We start from the raw sequence: 15,678 nt of genomic DNA, 5'->3' as shown, positions 1-15,678 counted from the left end.
GGCGTACGGGGCCGCGCGCTGTCGTCGGACGGCGTTAGGCTCGGGGACTGGTTGGCTGGCTGGCTGGTGCGGTAGGGAGCTCGACGTGAGTGTGTGGGACGACCTGGTCGGCCAGGATCGGGTGGTCGAGCAGTTGCAGTCGGCGTCCCGGGCCGCCCGGGCCACGGTGACGGCCGGACGATCGGCGGCGCCGCAGCCCGGCGGGAACGCGTCGCTGATGACGCACGCGTGGCTGTTCACCGGCCCGCCCGGCGCCGGCCAGGTCACCGCGGCGCGGGCGTTCGCCGCCGCGCTCCAGTGCACCAGCCCCGACCTCGAACTGGGCGGGACACCCGGCTGTGGCTTCTGCGACGGCTGCCACACGGTGCTCTCCGGCAGCCACGCCGACGTGAAGCAGGTCCGCACCGACGGGCTGTCGATCGGCGTCGGCGACATGCGCGACCTGGTCCTGCGCGCCTCCAGCTACCCGACCGGCGGCCGCTGGTCGGTGATCCTGATCGACGCCGCGCACCGGCTCACCGAGGCGGCGGCCAACGCCCTGCTGAAGGGCGTCGAGGAGCCGTCGCCGCGGACGGTCTGGCTGCTCTGCGCGCCCTCGGTGCAGGACGTGCTGCCGACCATCCGCTCCCGCTGCCGGCTGCTGGTGCTGCGCACGCCGTCCGTGGACGCCGTCGCCGACATGCTGGTCCGGCGGGACGGCGTCGGGCCGGAGACGGCCCGGCTGGCCGCACTGGCCGGACAGGGCGACATCGACCGCACCCGCCGGCTCGCGGTCGACGAGCAGGCGCGGGCGCGCCGCGCCGACGTCCTGCGGATCCCGCTGGAGGTCGCCGACCTCGGCGGCTGCCTGACCGCCGCCCAGCGGCTGGTCGACACCGCGAAGGCCGACGCCGAGGCTCTCGCCGAGACCCAGGACGCCAAGGAGACCGACGACCTCAAGGCCGCGTACGGCGCCGCCGAGGGCAGCCGGGCACCGCGCGGCATGGCGGGGGCGGTGAAGGAACTGGAGAAGCGGCAGAAGAGCCGGGCCACCCGGACCCGCCGCGAGACCCTCGGCGTCGCGCTCGGCGACCTGCTCGGCTTCTACCGGGACGTGCTCGCCATCCAGTTCGGCACCACCGGAGCCCTCGCCAACGAGGACCAGCGCCCGGCCCTGCAGAAGGTCGCCGGGGCCGGCCTGCCGGAGAACACGCTGCGCCGGATCGAGGCGGTGCTGGCCTGCCGCGAGGCGCTGGACCGCAACGTCGACCCGCTGCTGGCGGTGGAAGCGATGACGGTCGCGCTGCGCGCGGGCTGAGTGGCTGACCGGGTGGCCGATCGAGTGGCTGACTGGGTGGCCGACCGAGTGGCTGATCCGGCGTCAACCGACGTACCGGGGTGACACTCCTTCGAGTGAAGGTCCGGAGACGCCCGTACGGCCCGGGGACCCCGGGGAGGCGCGTTGTGCACCCTGTGGACTGAGCACGCCGTGGTCCGGCAGCCGGTCCCTCCCCGAGGTGGTGCGCCATGTTCCGTCCGACCCTCGCCGTCCCCCTGCTGATCGCTGCCCTCCTCGGCTGGCGGCTCGCCCGCGCCGCGGCCGTCCGCTGGCGAGACCTGCGCGCCGCCCAGCGGTACGAAATCTCCGCCGAGGCGCGCCCCCTGCTGCTGCGGGCGGGCGGGGCGGTGCTCTGCCTGATGTGCGTGACCGCGCTCGGCGTTGCGCTGCTGGTCGGCGGGCGTCCGGGAGACGCCGCCGCCTCCGCTGCGATCTCCGCTTCGACCTCCGCCGCCGATGAGGCCAGGGCCGCTGCGGCTCCCCGTCCGGCCGCTCCGCCGGTGCCGTCCGCCTCGGCCGCGTCCGCTCCGGCAGGGTCCGCATCTGCCGTGCCCCTGGGCGACGTCCGGTTCGAGTCGGTCGGCCACCCCGCCGGTGGCGAGCTGCTGCAGGGGTCGGTCCCCGGCCAGGACGGCCACCCGCGCGCTGTCCGGGTCTGGCTGCCCGCCGAGTACCAGAAGGACCCCAAGGCCCAGTACCCCGTGATCGTGCTGCACTCCGGCACCGCCGGGCAGACCGCCGACGCCGACCTGCCGGACGTGTTCGACGGCGTGGCCTCCGCCGTCCAACTGGGCAGGGCCCGCCCGTTCGTGGTGGTCGCCCCCGAGGCGCCCGGCGGCACCGGCCACCCCTGCGACCTGATCGCCGCCGCCCCGCAGGCCGTCGCCGACGACACCGCCCTGCGCACCGCCGTCTCCGCCGCGTTCCGCACCCTCCCGGCCGGACCGGGCGGCTGGAGCACCCTCGGCATCGAGGGCGGCGCCCCCTGCGCGGCCGCCGCCGGCCTCGCCCGCCCCGACCTGTACGGCGCGGCCGCCGCCGTCTCCGGCCGCTACGACGCGCCCGCCCTCGCCCAGACCGGCGCCGAAGCCCCCGGCACCGGCGTCGCCCGACTGCTGCTCGCCGCCGCCAAGGGCGACGCGCCCGGCCTCGCCGACGCCCGCCGCCTCCAGACCGCCCTGCGCGCCGGCACCGGCCGGGCGGCCGCCGCCGACGTCCGGATCTCCGACATCGTCGAGGACTACACACCCCAGCGGGAGCGTCTGCGACTGGTCCGGGTGGCGGTCCAGTACCTCGCGGAGAGCCTGGTCAAGCCCTCCTGACCGGCCCATGGCGGCGATGGCCTGTCTGACGATTCCCGCCGGGCGGTCGACGCCGGAGCACGCTCCCTCCTTGCCCGCCGACGGGCAGGAGGGGCCCACCGCCGGATTGTCGTCGGTCGCCGATGGCCCCCAGCCTCCGGCCGGGAGGTGCCCCCACCGCATGGACTCCCTCCTCCGCGCCGCCGAGCCACGCACTCCAACGCCGCCCACTGATCCGGCGCGAATAGTCAGACAGGCCTTAGGCTGCGAAACACCGCCGACGTACGGCGCCGGCCGGTCCGGTGCCCGAGGGAACAGCTCCGGTACGGCGCCCGAGGGAGAGACACAGATGCGCGCTGCCCGGTACCGCCGGACCGCCCCTGTCGCCGCTGCGGTGACCGCCGCGCTGCTGCTCGCCGGGTGCACCTCGGGGAGCGGTCCCGCCGGCAGCGCCGCGCCCGCCACCTCCTCCGACGCGATTCCCAACGGCGCCGCCCCGCTGCAGCCGCTCCCCGCCGAGACCCCCGCCGCCCTCGCCCCGTACTACAGCCAGAAGCTGAGCTGGCAGAGCTGCCACTACGAGTACGAGTGCACCACCTTCAAGGTCCCGCTCGACTACGACCACCCGGGCGGCCACGACATCACCCTCGCCGCCATCCGCAAGCCCGCCTCCGACCCGGCCCACCGCCTCGGCTCCCTGCTGATGAACCCCGGCGGCCCCGGTGGCTCCGCGATCGAGTACGTCCAGGGCTCCGCCCGCGGCATCGACCCGGGCCTGCGCGCCTCGTACGACCTGGTCGGCCTCGACCCGCGCGGCGTCGGCGAGTCCAGCCCCGTCGCCTGCCTCACCGGTCCGCGGATGGACGCCTACGCCGCCATCGACATCACCCCCGACGACCAGGGCGAGATCGACGCGCTGGTCGCCGCCGACAAGGAGTTCGCCGCCGGTTGCCAGTCCAACTCGGGCGACCTGATCGGGCACGTCTCCACCGTCGAGGCCGCCCGGGACATGGACGTCCTGCGCGCTCTGGTCGGCGACCCCAAGATCAACTACCTCGGCAAGTCGTACGGCACCTTCCTCGGCGCCACCTACGCCGGACTCTTCCCCAGCCGGGTCGGCCGGATGGTCCTCGACGGCTCCATCGACCCCTCGCTCGACTCCCGCACCGGCAACCGCACCCAGGCCGGCGGCTTCGAGACCGCCTGGAACGCCTTCGCCGCCGACTGCGTCAAGCGCGACGACTGCCCCGTCGGCCACACCGAGAAGGAAGCCGGCGAACAGCTCGACGCCCTGTTCAAGAAGATCGACGCGCAGCCGCTGCACACCGCGTCCGGACGCCCACTCACCGAATCGCTCGCCACCACCGGCGTCATCCAGGCCATGTACGCCGAATCGCTGTGGCCCCGCCTGCGTCAGGCCCTCACCACCGCCAGGACCGGCGACGGCAGCGACCTGCTCAACCTCTCCGACGACTACTACGAGCGCAGCGGCGACGGCAGCTACCCCAACCTGATGTTCGCCAACATGGCGGTCAACTGCCTCGACCTCCCCGCACCCTTCGCCGACCCCGCCGCCGTCGAGCAGGCCGTCCCCGACTTCGAGCAGGCCTCTGGACACTTCGGCCGCGACATGGCCTGGATGGCCCTCGGCTGCGCCTACTGGCCGACCAAGGCCACCGGCGCCCCGCACACCATCCGCGCCGCCGGCGCCGCCCCCATCGTCGTCATCGGCACCACCCGCGACCCCGCCACCCCCTACGCCTGGGCCAAGTCCCTCGCGGGCCAGCTGGAGTCCGGCCGCCTGCTCACCTACGAGGGCGACGGCCACACCGCGTACGGCCGGCACAACGACTGCATCGACGCGGCGGTCAACCGCTACCTGCTCGGCGGGGACGCACCGGCGAACGGGACCACCTGCGCGAAGTAGTGCCGTCGCGGGTTGCTCCCACTTCTGCTCGCGGTAATTACCGTTTCTGGCTGACGGCCCTGGCGGATACGATGGCGCCCCCACCTTCGCTGTTTGCGTGTCGCCACCCGCGCGCCCGTCCGGTAGGAGCCCCCGTGCTCGGAGTCAACGACCTGGCCACATACATACTCGGCGCCCTGGTCATCGTCCTGCTTCCCGGTCCGAACTCGCTCTACGTGCTCTCGGTGGCCGCCCGCAAGGGCATCCGCACCGGCTACCAGGCCGCCGCCGGCGTCTTCCTCGGCGACTTCACCCTCATCAGCCTGACCTCGCTCGGCGCCGCCTCCCTCCTCAAGGCCAATCCCGCCGTGTTCGCGGTCGTGAAGTTCGGCGGCGCCGCCTACCTGCTGTGGATCGGCTTCAACATGCTCCGCTCCGCCCGGCAGCTCTGGCTCGAGCGGCGCGCGGCTGCGGCTGTGGACGCCGAGCCGGTTGAGGAGGGTGTCCCGGCTGCCGGCGAGCGACCCTTCCGGCGCGCTCTGGTGATCAGCCTCCTCAACCCCAAGGCGATCCTCTTCCTGCTCTCCTTCTTCACCCAGTTCGTCGACCCGAACTACGGCCTCCCCGCCCTCTCCTTCGGCCTCCTCGGCGGCATCCTGCAGACCTTCAGCGTCCTCTACCTCTCGCTGCTGATCTTCGCCGGCACCACCCTCGCCACCGCCTTCCGCCGCCGCAAGCGTCTCTCCGCCGGCCTCACCAGCGGCGTCGCCGTCCTCTTCGCCGGCTTCGCCGCCAAGCTGGCGGTCTCCTCCGCCTGAGGCCGGTGCGGATCACCGGCGGAAACTGTGTAGACTGGCCCGCGTTGCCGATGCGATGCTCGACCCCTGCGGTCGGCCGAAGCCGGTAGCGGTGCCGCCTTAGCTCAGTTGGCCAGAGCAACGCACTCGTAATGCGTAGGTCATGGGTTCGAATCCCATAGGCGGCTCAGAATGGAAGGCCCGGTCAGTTCCTCTGACCGGGCCTTCTGCTGTTCAGCCCTTTGCTTGGGGTGATGCATCGGCGGGGCTATTGGATGACGAGCTGGCGGTCACCGAAGTCGGCGACCAGGCGAAGCTTGCCCCCGAGTGCCTCCACGTAGGCGCGGATGGTGGCAAGTGCGGCACTGTCGAGCTCGCCCTTCTCCAGGCGGGACACGTTCGGTTGGGTCACACCGATGATCTCGGCGACCTCGACCTGTGTGAGCGCCTGCTCCTTGCGGATCTCCGCGAGGCGGTACGCGCGGACTTCGGCGTCGAGCTTGGCGCGGTGTGCGGCGACCCGGGCTTCATCGGTGACAACCTGGGGCCGGACCTCTTTCCAGGATCTGGCCATCTACTTCTCGCCTTCCTTGATCTTCTTGAGGTGCTCGTCGAACCGGGCGTCTGCAGCGGGGATGTTCTCGTCGTACCACTTGTTCCAGACGCCGGCCTTGTCGCCGGCGATCAGAAGGATGGCTTCGCGATCGGGGTCGAAAGCGAACAGGATGCGGATCTCGGTCTCGCTGTCTGTGCGGGGCCGCAGCTCCTTCATGTTGTGGTGCTTCGACTTCTTGATCCGGTCGACGAGCGGGCGGCCCAGGGTGGGGCCTTCGGCTTCGAGCCTGTCGATGGCCGCCGTGACCTGTCGGCGGTTTCCGGTTCGTCTTCGCTGAGCTTGACGAACCAGATGTCGACCTCTTCGTGTAACGAGACTTCCCAAGCCACTCCCCGAGTATGCGCTGGAAGCTATATGCGCTGCACGTTATTCCCCGAGCTGTCGGCACGGTCGAGGGGGTGGCCTGGGGGTTCGGGTCGAATCAGGGGGTGCGGGGGAGGAGTTGGAGGAGGGCCGCGAGGAGGAGTTCGAGGGTGGTGAGGGCGGCGAGGCTGTGGGTGAAGGCGGTGGTGGGGGTGGGGGCGGCGTAGTAGAGGAGGCCGAGGAGGGCGATGCCGAGGGCGCCGGCGACCTGTTGGACGGTGGCGAGGACCCCGGAGGCGGAGCCGGCGAGGTGGGGGGAGATGTCGGCGAGGACGGCGGAGGTCAAGGGGGCGATGACCAGGCCCATGCCGAGGCCGTCGATGAAGAGGCCGGGGGTGAGCCACCAGACGGAGGTGGTGGGGCCGGGCTCGGCGGCGAGGGCGAGGAGGCCGAGGCCGGCGGCCATCAGCAGGGCGCCGAGGGTGAGGGCGTGGCGGCCGAGGCGGGCGGAGATGCGGTCGGCGGTGGTGGAGGTGATCAGGTAGCCGAGGCCGATGGCGGTGAAGACCAGGCCGGCGGCGAGGGCGTCGAGGCCGCGGCCGAGTTGCAGGTGGAGGGCGAGGACCAGGAAGAAGGACGCCTGGCCGAGCCAGAAGGCGAGTTGGGCGGCCAGGCCGGCGGCGAAGGTGCGGCTGCGGAAGAGGCGGGTGTCGACCAGCGGGGAGCCGGTGGTGCGGGTCCGGTGCTGGTGCAGGACGAAGCCGGCGAGCAGGGCGGTGGAGGCGATCAGGAGGAGGACGGTCCAGAGTGGCCAGCCCTGGGCGCGGCCCTGGATGAGGGGGAGGACCAGGCCGGTCAGGCCGGTGGTGGAGAGGGCGACGCCGACGGGGTCGAGGCCGGGCGGCCGGGGTGCGCGGGACTCGGGCAGGCAGCGGCGGACCAGGGCAAGGGCGGCCAGACCGACCGGGAGGTTGATCAGGAAGCAACTGCGCCAGTCCAGGCCGAACAGGTCGGCGCGGATCAGGACGCCGCCGATGAGCTGGCCGAACACCGCGCCGACGCCCATGGTCAGCCCGTACATCGCGAACGCGCGGGCCTGGGCGGCGCCGGTGTACGCGGTGCGCAGGATGGTGAGGACCTGGGGGCCCATCAGGGCTGCGGCGAGGCCCTGGGCCACGCGTGCGCCGACCAGGGTGGCTGCGGTGGGGGCGAGGCCGCAGGCGGCGGAGGCGAGGGTGAAGAGGGCCAGGCCGAGTTCGAAGACGCGGCGCCGGCCGTAGCGGTCGCCGAGTCGGGCGGCGGTGATCAGGCCGACCGCGAGGGCGAGGGCGAAGCCGGCGACCACCCACTGGACGGCGGCGGGCCCGGCTCTGAGGTCGGCCTGGAGGGAGGGGAGGGCCACGTTGACGACGAAGACGTCGAGGGAGGTCATGAAGGTGGCGGCCAGGACGACGGGGAGCAGGCCGCGGGGGGCGTGGGACGGATGGTGGGCGGTGGGGGTGGGGCGGGTGGGGAGGGCGGTGCTCATCGGTCGGACTCCAAGGGGTGGGAGAAGGGGTGGGAGGGGGCGGCCTGGGAGGTGGGTGGCCGCCCCCGGGTGGGTGGGGATTCAGGCGGTGGGGACGCGGTCGAGGAAGCCGTGGACGGCGGTGATGCGGCCGTGGTCGTCGGCGACCAGGACGTCGAACCCGATGACGAGGGGTTCGGCGCCGGCCGGGCCGAGGTTCCAGGTGAAGCGGGCGATGTCGTGGTGGGCGTCGACCGGGCCGAGGGTGAACTCCAGGCCGGGGAACTGGCTCTGGGCGGCGCCGAGCAGCGCGTCGATGGCCTCGCGGCCGGTGACCGCGGCCAGCGGGTCGGTGTAGCGGCCGTCCTCAGCCCAGAGCTCGTCGACCAGCTTGCGGCGGGCGGTGGGGTCGGTCTCGTTCCAGGTGGCGAGGTAGCGCTCGGCGAGGAGGCGGAGGTCGGTCGGCTGAACGGTGGTCATGGCATCTCCCGTGTGTGAGTGGGTTGTTCTCGCTGGTCATCACGGTAGGAGCGGGGGTGGGGTGGGCGAATCGGTCACGGATAGGTAGGGGTGTACGGAGGTGCCGGCGGGTAGGGTCGGGGGATGCTGTACGGGAGGGAACGGGAGCAGGCCGTCCTGGACGGGCTGCTCGCCGAGGCCAGGGGTGGCGGTCGCAGCGGGGTACTGGTGCTGCGCGGGGAGCCGGGCATCGGGAAGTCGGCGCTGTTGGACCATGCGGTCGAAGCGGCGGGGGAGTCGTTCAGGGTGATCCGGGCGGCCGGAGTCGAATACGAGGCCGAACTGCCCTTTGCCGGGCTGAGTCTGCTGTTCGGGCCGGTAGTTGATCGGTTGGGGGCCCTGCCGGGGCCGCAACGGCGGGCGCTGGAGGCAGCGTTCGGACTGGCCGAGGGCGGGGCGGCGGATCGCTTGCTCACCGGGCTGGCGGTGCTCGGGCTGCTCGGTGAACTCGCCGCGGAGCGGCCGTTGTTGTGCGTGGTGGATGACGTGCAGTGGCTGGACGGCGCGTCCCTCGACGCGGTGCTGCTGGCGGCGCGACGGCTGCAGGCGGAAGGGGTCGTGCTGCTGCTGGCCGTACGGGACGGCGGTGGGTCGGCGCAGGTGGCGGCGGGGCTGCCGGAGCTGCGGTTGGAGGCGCTCGGGGACACCGACGCCGGGCGGTTGCTGGATGCGCGGCTGGGTGGGGTCGCGGAGGCGGGGGAGGCGCGGGCGCGGCTGCTGGCGGAGGCGGCCGGGAATCCGCTCGCGCTGTGTGAACTCCCGGTCGGGGCAGGGGTGGAGGGGCGGTCGGCGGGGGCAGCGGGGTTGCCGCTGACGAGCCGGCTGGTGATGGCGTTCCACGGGCAGGTGACGGTGCTGCCGGCGGCGTGCCAGACCCTGCTGCTGGTCGCCGCGGCCGAGGAGCAGGGCGAGTTGGACGTCGTCCTGGCGGCCGGCGCCGTCCTCGGGGCGGACGGCGGTCAGCTGGCTCCGGCGGAGGAGGCGGGGCTGGTGGCGACGACCCTGGACCGCCGGTTGGTGTTCCGGCATCCGCTCCTGCGGGCGGCGATCCTGCAGCGTGGGCCGTTGCAGCAGCGCCTGGCGGCGCACCGGGCGATCGGGGAGGTGCTGGAGGACGGCGACCGGCGCACCTGGCATCTGGCGTTGGCCGCCACCGGTGTGGACGCCGAGCTGGCGGACGCGCTGGAGCGGACGGCGGTCCGGTCGGCGGCGCGCGGCGGGCCGGGGAGCGCCGCCGCGTACGAGCGGGCGGCCCGGCTCACCCCCGACCGGGACGGCGCCACCCGACGGTTGGTGCTGGCCGCGGAGGCGGCGACGGCGGAGGGGCGGCTGGGGCAGGCGGAGGTGCTGGCGGACCGGGCGGCGGCGCGTACGGACCGCGCGGATGTCCATGCCCTGCTCGACCATGTGCGGGCGACCGCGCACTTCTGGCGGGGGTCCTACCCGGCGGCGTACCGGCTGCTGGTGGCGGCGGCCGGAGCGGAGGTGGAGCCCTCGCACGCGGCCCGGATGCTGCTACAGGCGTTCCACGCGGCGTGGTACGTGGGCGAGGAGCCCGTGGTCGCGGTGCTGGAGCGGCTGGCCGCGCTGGAGTTGGCGGCGGGGGACCCGCTCACCCCGCTGGTCGGGTACCTGCCGGCCGCCGTGTTCCCGGCGGTCGGGCGGCCCGCAGCGGTGGTGCCCGCCGTCCGGGACGTGGTGGCGGCGGCGCGCGGGGCGGGGGCCGAGACGCCCGGTGACCTGGTTCAGCTGTGCGGGGCGACGCTGGTCGCCGGGCGGGACGACGAGACGCTCGAACTGGCCGGTGAGCTGATCGCCGAGGCGCGGGGCGGCGGCGCGGTCGGGGTGCTGCCGACGCTGCAGTTCTTCCTGGCGGAGGCGGAGCTGTTCCACGGGCGGCACCGCGAGGCCGAGGTCACGGCCGGCGAGGCGCTGGCGCTGGCCCGGGACACCGGGCAGTACCAGTGGGTCAGCCAGTTGAGTGCGCTGCTGGCCTGCCTGGCGGCGCTGGCCGGGGACGCCGAGCGGTGCGCCGAGCTGGCCGCGGCGGCGCTGGGGACGGTCGCACCGGCGGGTGCCGCGCCGCAGTCGGCGGCTCCGGCGGCCGGGGAGCCGTGGGCGCAGTGGGCGCTCGGCCTGCTCGACCTCGGGCAGGGGCGGGCCGGCGAGGCGCTCGACCGGTTGGGCGGCCTGGCGGGCGGGAACCACCGGCACCATGTGGGGGCCACGCGGGCCGTGCCGGACCTGGTGGAGGCGGCGGTACGGCTGGGCGCGGCGGAGCGGGCCGCGGAGCCGTACGAGCGGTTCGCGCGGTGGGCCGGGGCGAGCGGGCGGCCGTGGGCCGAGGCGCTGCGGCTGCGCTGCCAGGCGCTGCTCGGGCCGGACGAGCTCGCCGAGTCCGCGTACCGGGCGGCGCTGAAGCTGCACGAGGGGACGGGGCGGCCGTTCGAGCAGGCGCGGACGGCGCTGCTGTACGGCGAGTGGCTGCGGCGCGAGCGGCGGCGGACGGACGCCAGGCCGTACCTGCGCGGGGCGCTGGAGGTGTTCGAGCGGTTGGGGGCGCGGCCGTGGGCGGACCGGGCGCGGGGCGAGCTGACCGCCACGGGAACGGTGGCGCCGGCACCGGCGGAGGAGTGGTCGGCGCTGTCGGTGCTGACGCCGCAGGAGGCGCAGATCGTCCGGCTGGCGGCGCAGGGGCTGACCAACCGGGACATCGCCGCGCAGCTGTTCCTGAGCCCGCGGACGGTGGGGCACCACCTGTACAAGGCGTACCCGAAGCTGGGAATCGCTTCGCGGGGGGAGTTGGCGGGGTTGGTGTAAGACGCGCAGGCGCGACGGGCAGGGCTCACAGCAGGGGCGCGGGGAACTGCGGGAACGGCCACCGCTCTACGGGGGTGCATGGCTTGGCGCGCAGTTCCTCGCGCCCCTGAAGGGGCGCTGCCCGGGGGAGCGCTCAGCCCGCGGCGCGGGTGGCGTGGCGGGGGAGTTCGCCGCCGGATTCGAGGAAGTGGGTGAGCGGGAGGGTGGCGGCGCCGAGGGTGACGGCGTCGGGGCCGAGGCGGCTGAGGGTGATGGTGGTCTGGGCGCGCGGGAAGGCGAGGGCGTAGGCGGTGGCGGCGTCCCGGACGGCGGGGAGCAGGCGGGGGCCGAGCATGAGGCCGGCCCAGCCGCCGATGACGATGCGTTCGGGGTTGAAGAGGTTGATGAGGTCGGCGATGGCGGCACCGAGGAGTTCGGCGGCCTCGTCGAGGAGGGCGACGGCGCCGGGGCGGCCGGCTTCGGCGGCGGCGAGCAGGGCGGCGAGGCCGGCCTTCTCGCTGGCACCGGGGGGTGCGTCGGCCCAGCGTTCGACCAGGGCTTCGGCGCCGACGTAGGCCTCGAGGCAGCCGCGGGAGCCGCAGCGGCAGCGGCGCCCGCCGACGTGGACCTTGGTGTGGCCCCATTCGCCGGCGCTGCTGGTGGCGCCGCGGAAGCGGGCGCCGTCGGCGATGACGCAGGCGCCGACGCCGGAGCCGAAGAGGGCGACGACGGCGTTGCGGGCGCCCTGGCCGGCGCCGAACCACATCTCGGCCTGGCCGAGGGTCTTGGCGCCGTTGTCGACGAAGAGCGGCAGCGGGGTGCGGGCGCGCAGCAGGCGGCCGAGCGGGACGGCGTTCCAGTCGAAGGTCTGGCCGTGGACGACGGCGGTGTCGCCGGCGTCGGGTCCGGCGCCCTGTTCGACGATGCCGGGGACGCCGACGCCGACGCCGAGGACCTCTTCGGCGGTGATGCCGGTGCGGGCGAGGACCTCGGTGAGGCCGGTGGTGATGAGGTCGACGACGTGGCCGACATCGTGGCCGGTCTCGTCGAGGGGGTGGTCGCTGGCGGCGAGTTCGGTGCGGGCGAGGTCGAAGAGGCCGACCCGGACCTGGGTCTCGCCGATGTCGACGCCGACCAGGTGGGCGCGGTCGGGGACGACCCGGAGCAGGATGCGGGGGCGGCCGCCGTCGGAGTCGACCGAGCCGCACTCCTCGATCAGCCCGTCGGCGAGGAGTTCGCCGGTGACGTTGCTGATGGAGCCGGCGCTCAGTCCGGTGGCGGTGCCGAGCTCCTGCCGGCTGAGCGGGCCTTCGAAGTAGAGCCGGCGCAGCAGGGTGGACCTGCTGCCGCGCCGCAGGTCACGGACGGTCTGCTTGCCTCGGGTGGTCATCTGCTCTCCCTCCTGCGCTGAATCTACGCTGCGCGAGACCTTGACGCCAACTTTTCTCAGACGTTAAATCTCGCCGTGAAGTAAGCACCTTCCGTGCCTACTTCACCGACTCCGCCGACCTCACCGACTGCGCCGATGACGAGGAGCTCCACCATGCCCACCCGCCGGATCCCCGCCGCCCTGGCCCTGGCCGCCGCGATCGTCCTGACCACCACCGCCTGCGGCGGGGGGTCCGCCTCCTCCGGCTCGAACTCCAGCCCCAAGACCCTCACCTACTGGGCGTCCAACCAGGGCACCAGCCTGGAGAACGACAAGCAGGTGCTGGAGCCCGAGCTGAGAAAGTTCGAGCAGCAGACCGGCATCAAGGTCAACCTGGAGGTGATCCCCTGGTCCGACCTGCTCAACCGGATCCTCGCCGCCACCGCCTCCGGCCAGGGCCCGGACGTGCTGAACATCGGCAACACCTGGTCCGCCTCGCTGCAGGCGACCGGCGCGCTGCTGCCGTTCGACCAGGCGACCTTCGACAGGATCGGCGGCAAGGACCGCTTCCTGCCCGCCACCATCGCCTCGGCCGGCGCGGCCGGCAAGGACCCGGCGGCCGTCCCGCTCTACTCGATGGCGTACGGCCTGTACTACAACAAGAAGCTGTTCCAGGCCGCCGGGATCGCCAACCCGCCCGCCACCTGGGACGAGCTGGTCGCCGACGGCAAGAAGCTCACCACCGGCTCCCAGTACGGCCTGGCGATCGAGGGCGGCAACGTCTCGGAGAACGTCCACCACGCCTTCACCCTGGGCATGCAGCACGGCACCGGCTTCTACGACGCCGCCGGCAAGCCGCAGTTCGACTCCCCGCAGGCGGTCGCCGCGGTCAAGCAGTACGTCGACTTCATCGCCACCGACCGGATCGCCGCGCCGGGCAACGCCGAGTACGCCGCCAACCAGTCGGTCACCGACTTCGCCACCGGCAAGGCCGCCATGCTGATGTGGCAGGCCGCCGGCGCCAACCTCAAGTCGCACGGGATGAACCCGGACGACTACGGGGTCGCCCCGGTGCCCGTCCCGGCCGGGTCCAGTGGACCGCAGGCGACCAGCTCGATGGTGGCCGGCATCAACCTGGCCGTCTTCAAGAACACGAAGAACCTGGACGGCGCGCTCAGCTTCGTGAAGTTCATGACCGGCGACGACGAGCAGAAGCTGCTCAACTCCACCTACGGCTCGCTGCCGCCGGTCAAGGCCGCGCAGGCCGATCCGGCGTTCGCCACCCCGGAGCTGAAGACCCTGGCGGGGGTGCTGTCCACCGGCGCCGCGCCGCTGCCGCAGGTGGCCAGTGAGAGCCAGTTCGAGACCCTGGTCGGCACCGCGGTGAAGAACCTGCTCGCCTCGGCCGCCGCCGGCAAGCCGGTCACCGAGGCCGCGGTCAAGGCCGAACTGTCCAAGGCCCAGCAGCAGATGCCGGCCAACTGACGTGACCCGTTACCGCACCGCCCTGCCCTACCTGCTCCTGCTGCCCGCCCTGGCGGCGGAGCTGCTGATCCACCTGGTCCCGATGCTGGTCGGCTCGGTGATGAGCCTCAAGCAGCTGACCCAGTTCTTCATCCGGGACTGGTCGGCCGCCCCGTGGACCGGCCTGGCCAACTACCGGACGGCGGTGGACTTCGACGCCCCGGTCGGCCGGGCCCTGCTCGACTCCTTCGGGGTGACCTGCGCCTTCACCGTGCTGTCGGTCGGCCTGTCCTGGCTGATCGGCACCACCGCGGCGATCATGATGCAGGACGCCTTCCGCGGCCGCGGCCTGCTCCGCGCGGCCTTCCTGCTGCCGTACGCGCTGCCGGTGTTCACCGCGGTGATCACCTGGACCTTCATGTTCCAGCGGGACACCGGACTGATCAACCACGTGCTCCACGACCAACTGCACCTGGTGGGCGACAAGCCGTTCTGGCTGATCGGCGGCAACAGCTTCTGGGCGCTGCTGACCGTCTCGGTCTGGCGCTCCTGGCCGTTCGCCTTCCTCACCCTGACCGCCGGGTTGCAGAACATCCCGCGCGAGCTCTACGAGGCCGCCGCGATGGACGGCGCCGGGGTGTGGCAGCAGATTCGCCGGATCACCCTGCCCTCACTGCGCCCGGTCAACCAGGTGCTGGTCCTGGTCCTGTTCCTGTGGACCTTCAACGACTTCAACACCCCGTTCGTGCTGTTCGGAAAGGCCGCCCCCAAGGCCGCCGACCTGATCTCCATCCACATCTACCAGTCCTCGTTCGTCACCTGGAACTTCGGCGCAGGATCGGCCATGTCCGTGCTGCTGCTGCTCTTCCTGCTGCTGGTGACCGCCGGGTACCTGGTCGCCACCAACCGCCGCAGGGGCGCCGATGATTGACCCGCCCGCCTCCTTCCGCTGGCTGCGCCGCGCCGTCCTGCTGGTGCTCGCCGTCTTCACGCTCACCCCGGTGGCCGTGATGCTGAGCTCCTCGCTCAAGCCGCTGCAGGACGTCCAGGGGCCCTGGCGGTGGATCCCCAGCCACCCCACGCTCCGCCCGTACGTCGACATCTGGACCACGGTCCCGCTGGCCCGGTACTTCACCAACTCGCTGATCGTGGCGGGCAGCGCCACCGGGCTGTCGGTGCTGATCGCGCTGCTGGCCGGCTACGCGGTCAGCCGCCACCGGTTCCGCGGCCGGCGGCTGTTCACCGTCACGGTGCTCTCCACCCAGATGTTCCCCGGCATCCTGTTCCTGCTGCCGCTGTTCCTGATCTTCGTCTCGATCGGCAACTCCACCGGCATCGCGCTGTACGGCAGCCGCGGCGGCCTGATCCTCACCTACCTGACCTTCTCGCTGCCCTTCTCGATCTGGATGCTGGCCGGCTACCTCGACTCGATCCCGCGCGACCTGGACGAGGCCGCCTCGGTGGACGGCTGCGGCCCGATCCGCACCCTGGTGCAGATCGTCGTCCCGGCCGCGATGCCCGGGATCATCGCGGTCGCCGTCTACGCCTTCATGACCGCCTGGGGCGAGGTGCTGTTCGCCTCCGTCCTGACCAACGACGAGACCCGCACCCTCGCCGTCGGCCTGCAGGGCTACGCCACCCAGACCGACGTGTACTGGAACCAGGTGATGGCCGCCTCGCTGGTGGTGAGCCTGCCCGTGGTGGCCGGCTTCCTGCTGCTTCAGCGCTACCTGGTCGCCGGACTGACCGCCGGAGCCGTCAAGTGACCGCCCTCCTCCC

Annotated in this window: 13 protein-coding genes and 1 tRNA gene; 9 read left to right on the top strand and 5 right to left on the bottom strand. The window is 73.1% G+C overall.

The features are described 5' to 3' along the window. Positions 1–85: 85 nt before the first annotated feature. From FHR36_RS30070 to FHR36_RS30050, 5 genes are all read left to right on the top strand, one after another. Positions 86–1,297 carry a DNA polymerase III subunit delta' gene (locus FHR36_RS30070; RefSeq protein ID WP_253802288.1) on the top strand — a complete coding sequence of 404 codons (1,212 nt, stop codon included), beginning with the start codon at positions 86–88 and terminating at the stop codon, positions 1,295–1,297. Positions 1,298–1,506: 209 nt separating this feature from the next. After that, complete coding sequence (locus tag FHR36_RS30065) at positions 1,507–2,640, top strand: hypothetical protein (protein ID WP_253802286.1); 1,134 nt, start codon at positions 1,507–1,509, stop codon at positions 2,638–2,640. Between the two features lie 328 nt (positions 2,641–2,968). Continuing rightward, the gene (locus tag FHR36_RS30060; protein ID WP_253802284.1) at positions 2,969–4,546 is read left to right on the top strand and encodes an alpha/beta hydrolase; all 1,578 of its coding nucleotides are present in this window, start codon (positions 2,969–2,971) and stop codon (positions 4,544–4,546) included. Positions 4,547–4,680: 134 nt separating this feature from the next. Then, positions 4,681–5,343, top strand: coding sequence for a leucine efflux protein LeuE (leuE, locus tag FHR36_RS30055; protein WP_253802283.1), 663 nt, complete (start codon positions 4,681–4,683; stop codon positions 5,341–5,343). 93 nt (positions 5,344–5,436) lie between these two features. Next, a tRNA-Thr gene (locus FHR36_RS30050) sits at positions 5,437–5,510 on the top strand. Positions 5,511–5,590: 80 nt separating this feature from the next. Here the strand turns inward: FHR36_RS30050 and FHR36_RS30045 are convergent. The 4 genes from FHR36_RS30045 to FHR36_RS30030 form a co-directional block, all read right to left on the bottom strand. Next, positions 5,591–5,896: an XRE family transcriptional regulator gene (locus tag FHR36_RS30045; protein ID WP_253802282.1), complete on the bottom strand. Its 306-nt coding sequence runs from the start codon at positions 5,894–5,896 to the stop codon at positions 5,591–5,593. Further along, the gene (locus tag FHR36_RS30040) at positions 5,897–6,262 is read right to left on the bottom strand and encodes a type II toxin-antitoxin system RelE/ParE family toxin (RefSeq protein ID WP_308199675.1); all 366 of its coding nucleotides are present in this window, start codon (positions 6,260–6,262) and stop codon (positions 5,897–5,899) included. 97 nt (positions 6,263–6,359) lie between these two features. Further along, positions 6,360–7,769, bottom strand: coding sequence for an MFS transporter (locus FHR36_RS30035; RefSeq protein ID WP_301330879.1), 1,410 nt, complete (start codon positions 7,767–7,769; stop codon positions 6,360–6,362). An 81-nt stretch (positions 7,770–7,850) separates the two neighbouring features. Next, the gene (locus FHR36_RS30030; RefSeq protein WP_253802281.1) at positions 7,851–8,228 is read right to left on the bottom strand and encodes a nuclear transport factor 2 family protein; all 378 of its coding nucleotides are present in this window, start codon (positions 8,226–8,228) and stop codon (positions 7,851–7,853) included. Positions 8,229–8,351: 123 nt separating this feature from the next. Here FHR36_RS30030 and FHR36_RS30025 point away from each other — a divergent pair, with 123 nt between their 5' ends. Next, positions 8,352–11,087, top strand: a complete 2,736-nt coding sequence (locus FHR36_RS30025) for an ATP-binding protein (protein WP_253802280.1) — start codon at positions 8,352–8,354, stop codon at positions 11,085–11,087. A 133-nt stretch (positions 11,088–11,220) separates the two neighbouring features. On the opposite strand, the gene FHR36_RS30020 is transcribed toward FHR36_RS30025, so the two are convergent. Then, positions 11,221–12,456: an ROK family transcriptional regulator gene (locus tag FHR36_RS30020; protein ID WP_253802279.1), complete on the bottom strand. Its 1,236-nt coding sequence runs from the start codon at positions 12,454–12,456 to the stop codon at positions 11,221–11,223. 153 nt (positions 12,457–12,609) lie between these two features. On the opposite strand from FHR36_RS30020, the gene FHR36_RS30015 reads away from it, so the two are divergent. Genes FHR36_RS30015 through FHR36_RS30005 form a run of 3 tightly spaced genes read left to right on the top strand, consistent with a single transcriptional unit; the run spans position 12,610 to position 15,665 of the window. Beyond that, the gene (locus FHR36_RS30015; RefSeq protein WP_253802278.1) at positions 12,610–13,920 is read left to right on the top strand and encodes an ABC transporter substrate-binding protein; all 1,311 of its coding nucleotides are present in this window, start codon (positions 12,610–12,612) and stop codon (positions 13,918–13,920) included. A gap of 1 nt (position 13,921) precedes the next feature. Beyond that, positions 13,922–14,830 (top strand): carbohydrate ABC transporter permease, encoded by a 909-nt coding sequence (locus FHR36_RS30010; protein ID WP_253802277.1) that lies wholly within the window; start codon positions 13,922–13,924, stop codon positions 14,828–14,830. Next, positions 14,823–15,665 carry a carbohydrate ABC transporter permease gene (locus FHR36_RS30005; protein ID WP_253802275.1) on the top strand — a complete coding sequence of 281 codons (843 nt, stop codon included), beginning with the start codon at positions 14,823–14,825 and terminating at the stop codon, positions 15,663–15,665. Before FHR36_RS30010 ends, FHR36_RS30005 begins: the two co-directional genes overlap by 8 nt. Positions 15,666–15,678: the final 13 nt, after the last annotated feature.

Source organism: Kitasatospora cinereorecta, assembly GCF_024172095.1.
GTDB classification, from domain to species: domain Bacteria; phylum Actinomycetota; class Actinomycetes; order Streptomycetales; family Streptomycetaceae; genus Kitasatospora; species Kitasatospora cinereorecta.
This window is presented reverse-complemented; position numbering and strand designations above follow the sequence as displayed.

Excerpts from the sequence above, each read along its gene's own strand:
- FHR36_RS30065 (WP_253802286.1), top strand. The coding sequence starts at position 1,507 with ATGTTCCGTCCGACCCTCGCCGTCCCCCTGCTGATCGCTGCCCTCCTC.
- FHR36_RS30060 (WP_253802284.1), top strand. The coding sequence starts at position 2,969 with ATGCGCGCTGCCCGGTACCGCCGGACCGCCCCTGTCGCCGCTGCGGTG.
- FHR36_RS30045 (WP_253802282.1), bottom strand. The coding sequence starts at position 5,896 with ATGGCCAGATCCTGGAAAGAGGTCCGGCCCCAGGTTGTCACCGATGAA.
- FHR36_RS30035 (WP_301330879.1), bottom strand. The coding sequence starts at position 7,769 with ATGAGCACCGCCCTCCCCACCCGCCCCACCCCCACCGCCCACCATCCG.
- FHR36_RS30030 (WP_253802281.1), bottom strand. The coding sequence starts at position 8,228 with ATGACCACCGTTCAGCCGACCGACCTCCGCCTCCTCGCCGAGCGCTAC.
- FHR36_RS30025 (WP_253802280.1), top strand. The coding sequence starts at position 8,352 with ATGCTGTACGGGAGGGAACGGGAGCAGGCCGTCCTGGACGGGCTGCTC.
- FHR36_RS30020 (WP_253802279.1), bottom strand. The coding sequence starts at position 12,456 with ATGACCACCCGAGGCAAGCAGACCGTCCGTGACCTGCGGCGCGGCAGC.
- FHR36_RS30015 (WP_253802278.1), top strand. The coding sequence starts at position 12,610 with ATGCCCACCCGCCGGATCCCCGCCGCCCTGGCCCTGGCCGCCGCGATC.
- FHR36_RS30005 (WP_253802275.1), top strand. The coding sequence starts at position 14,823 with ATGATTGACCCGCCCGCCTCCTTCCGCTGGCTGCGCCGCGCCGTCCTG.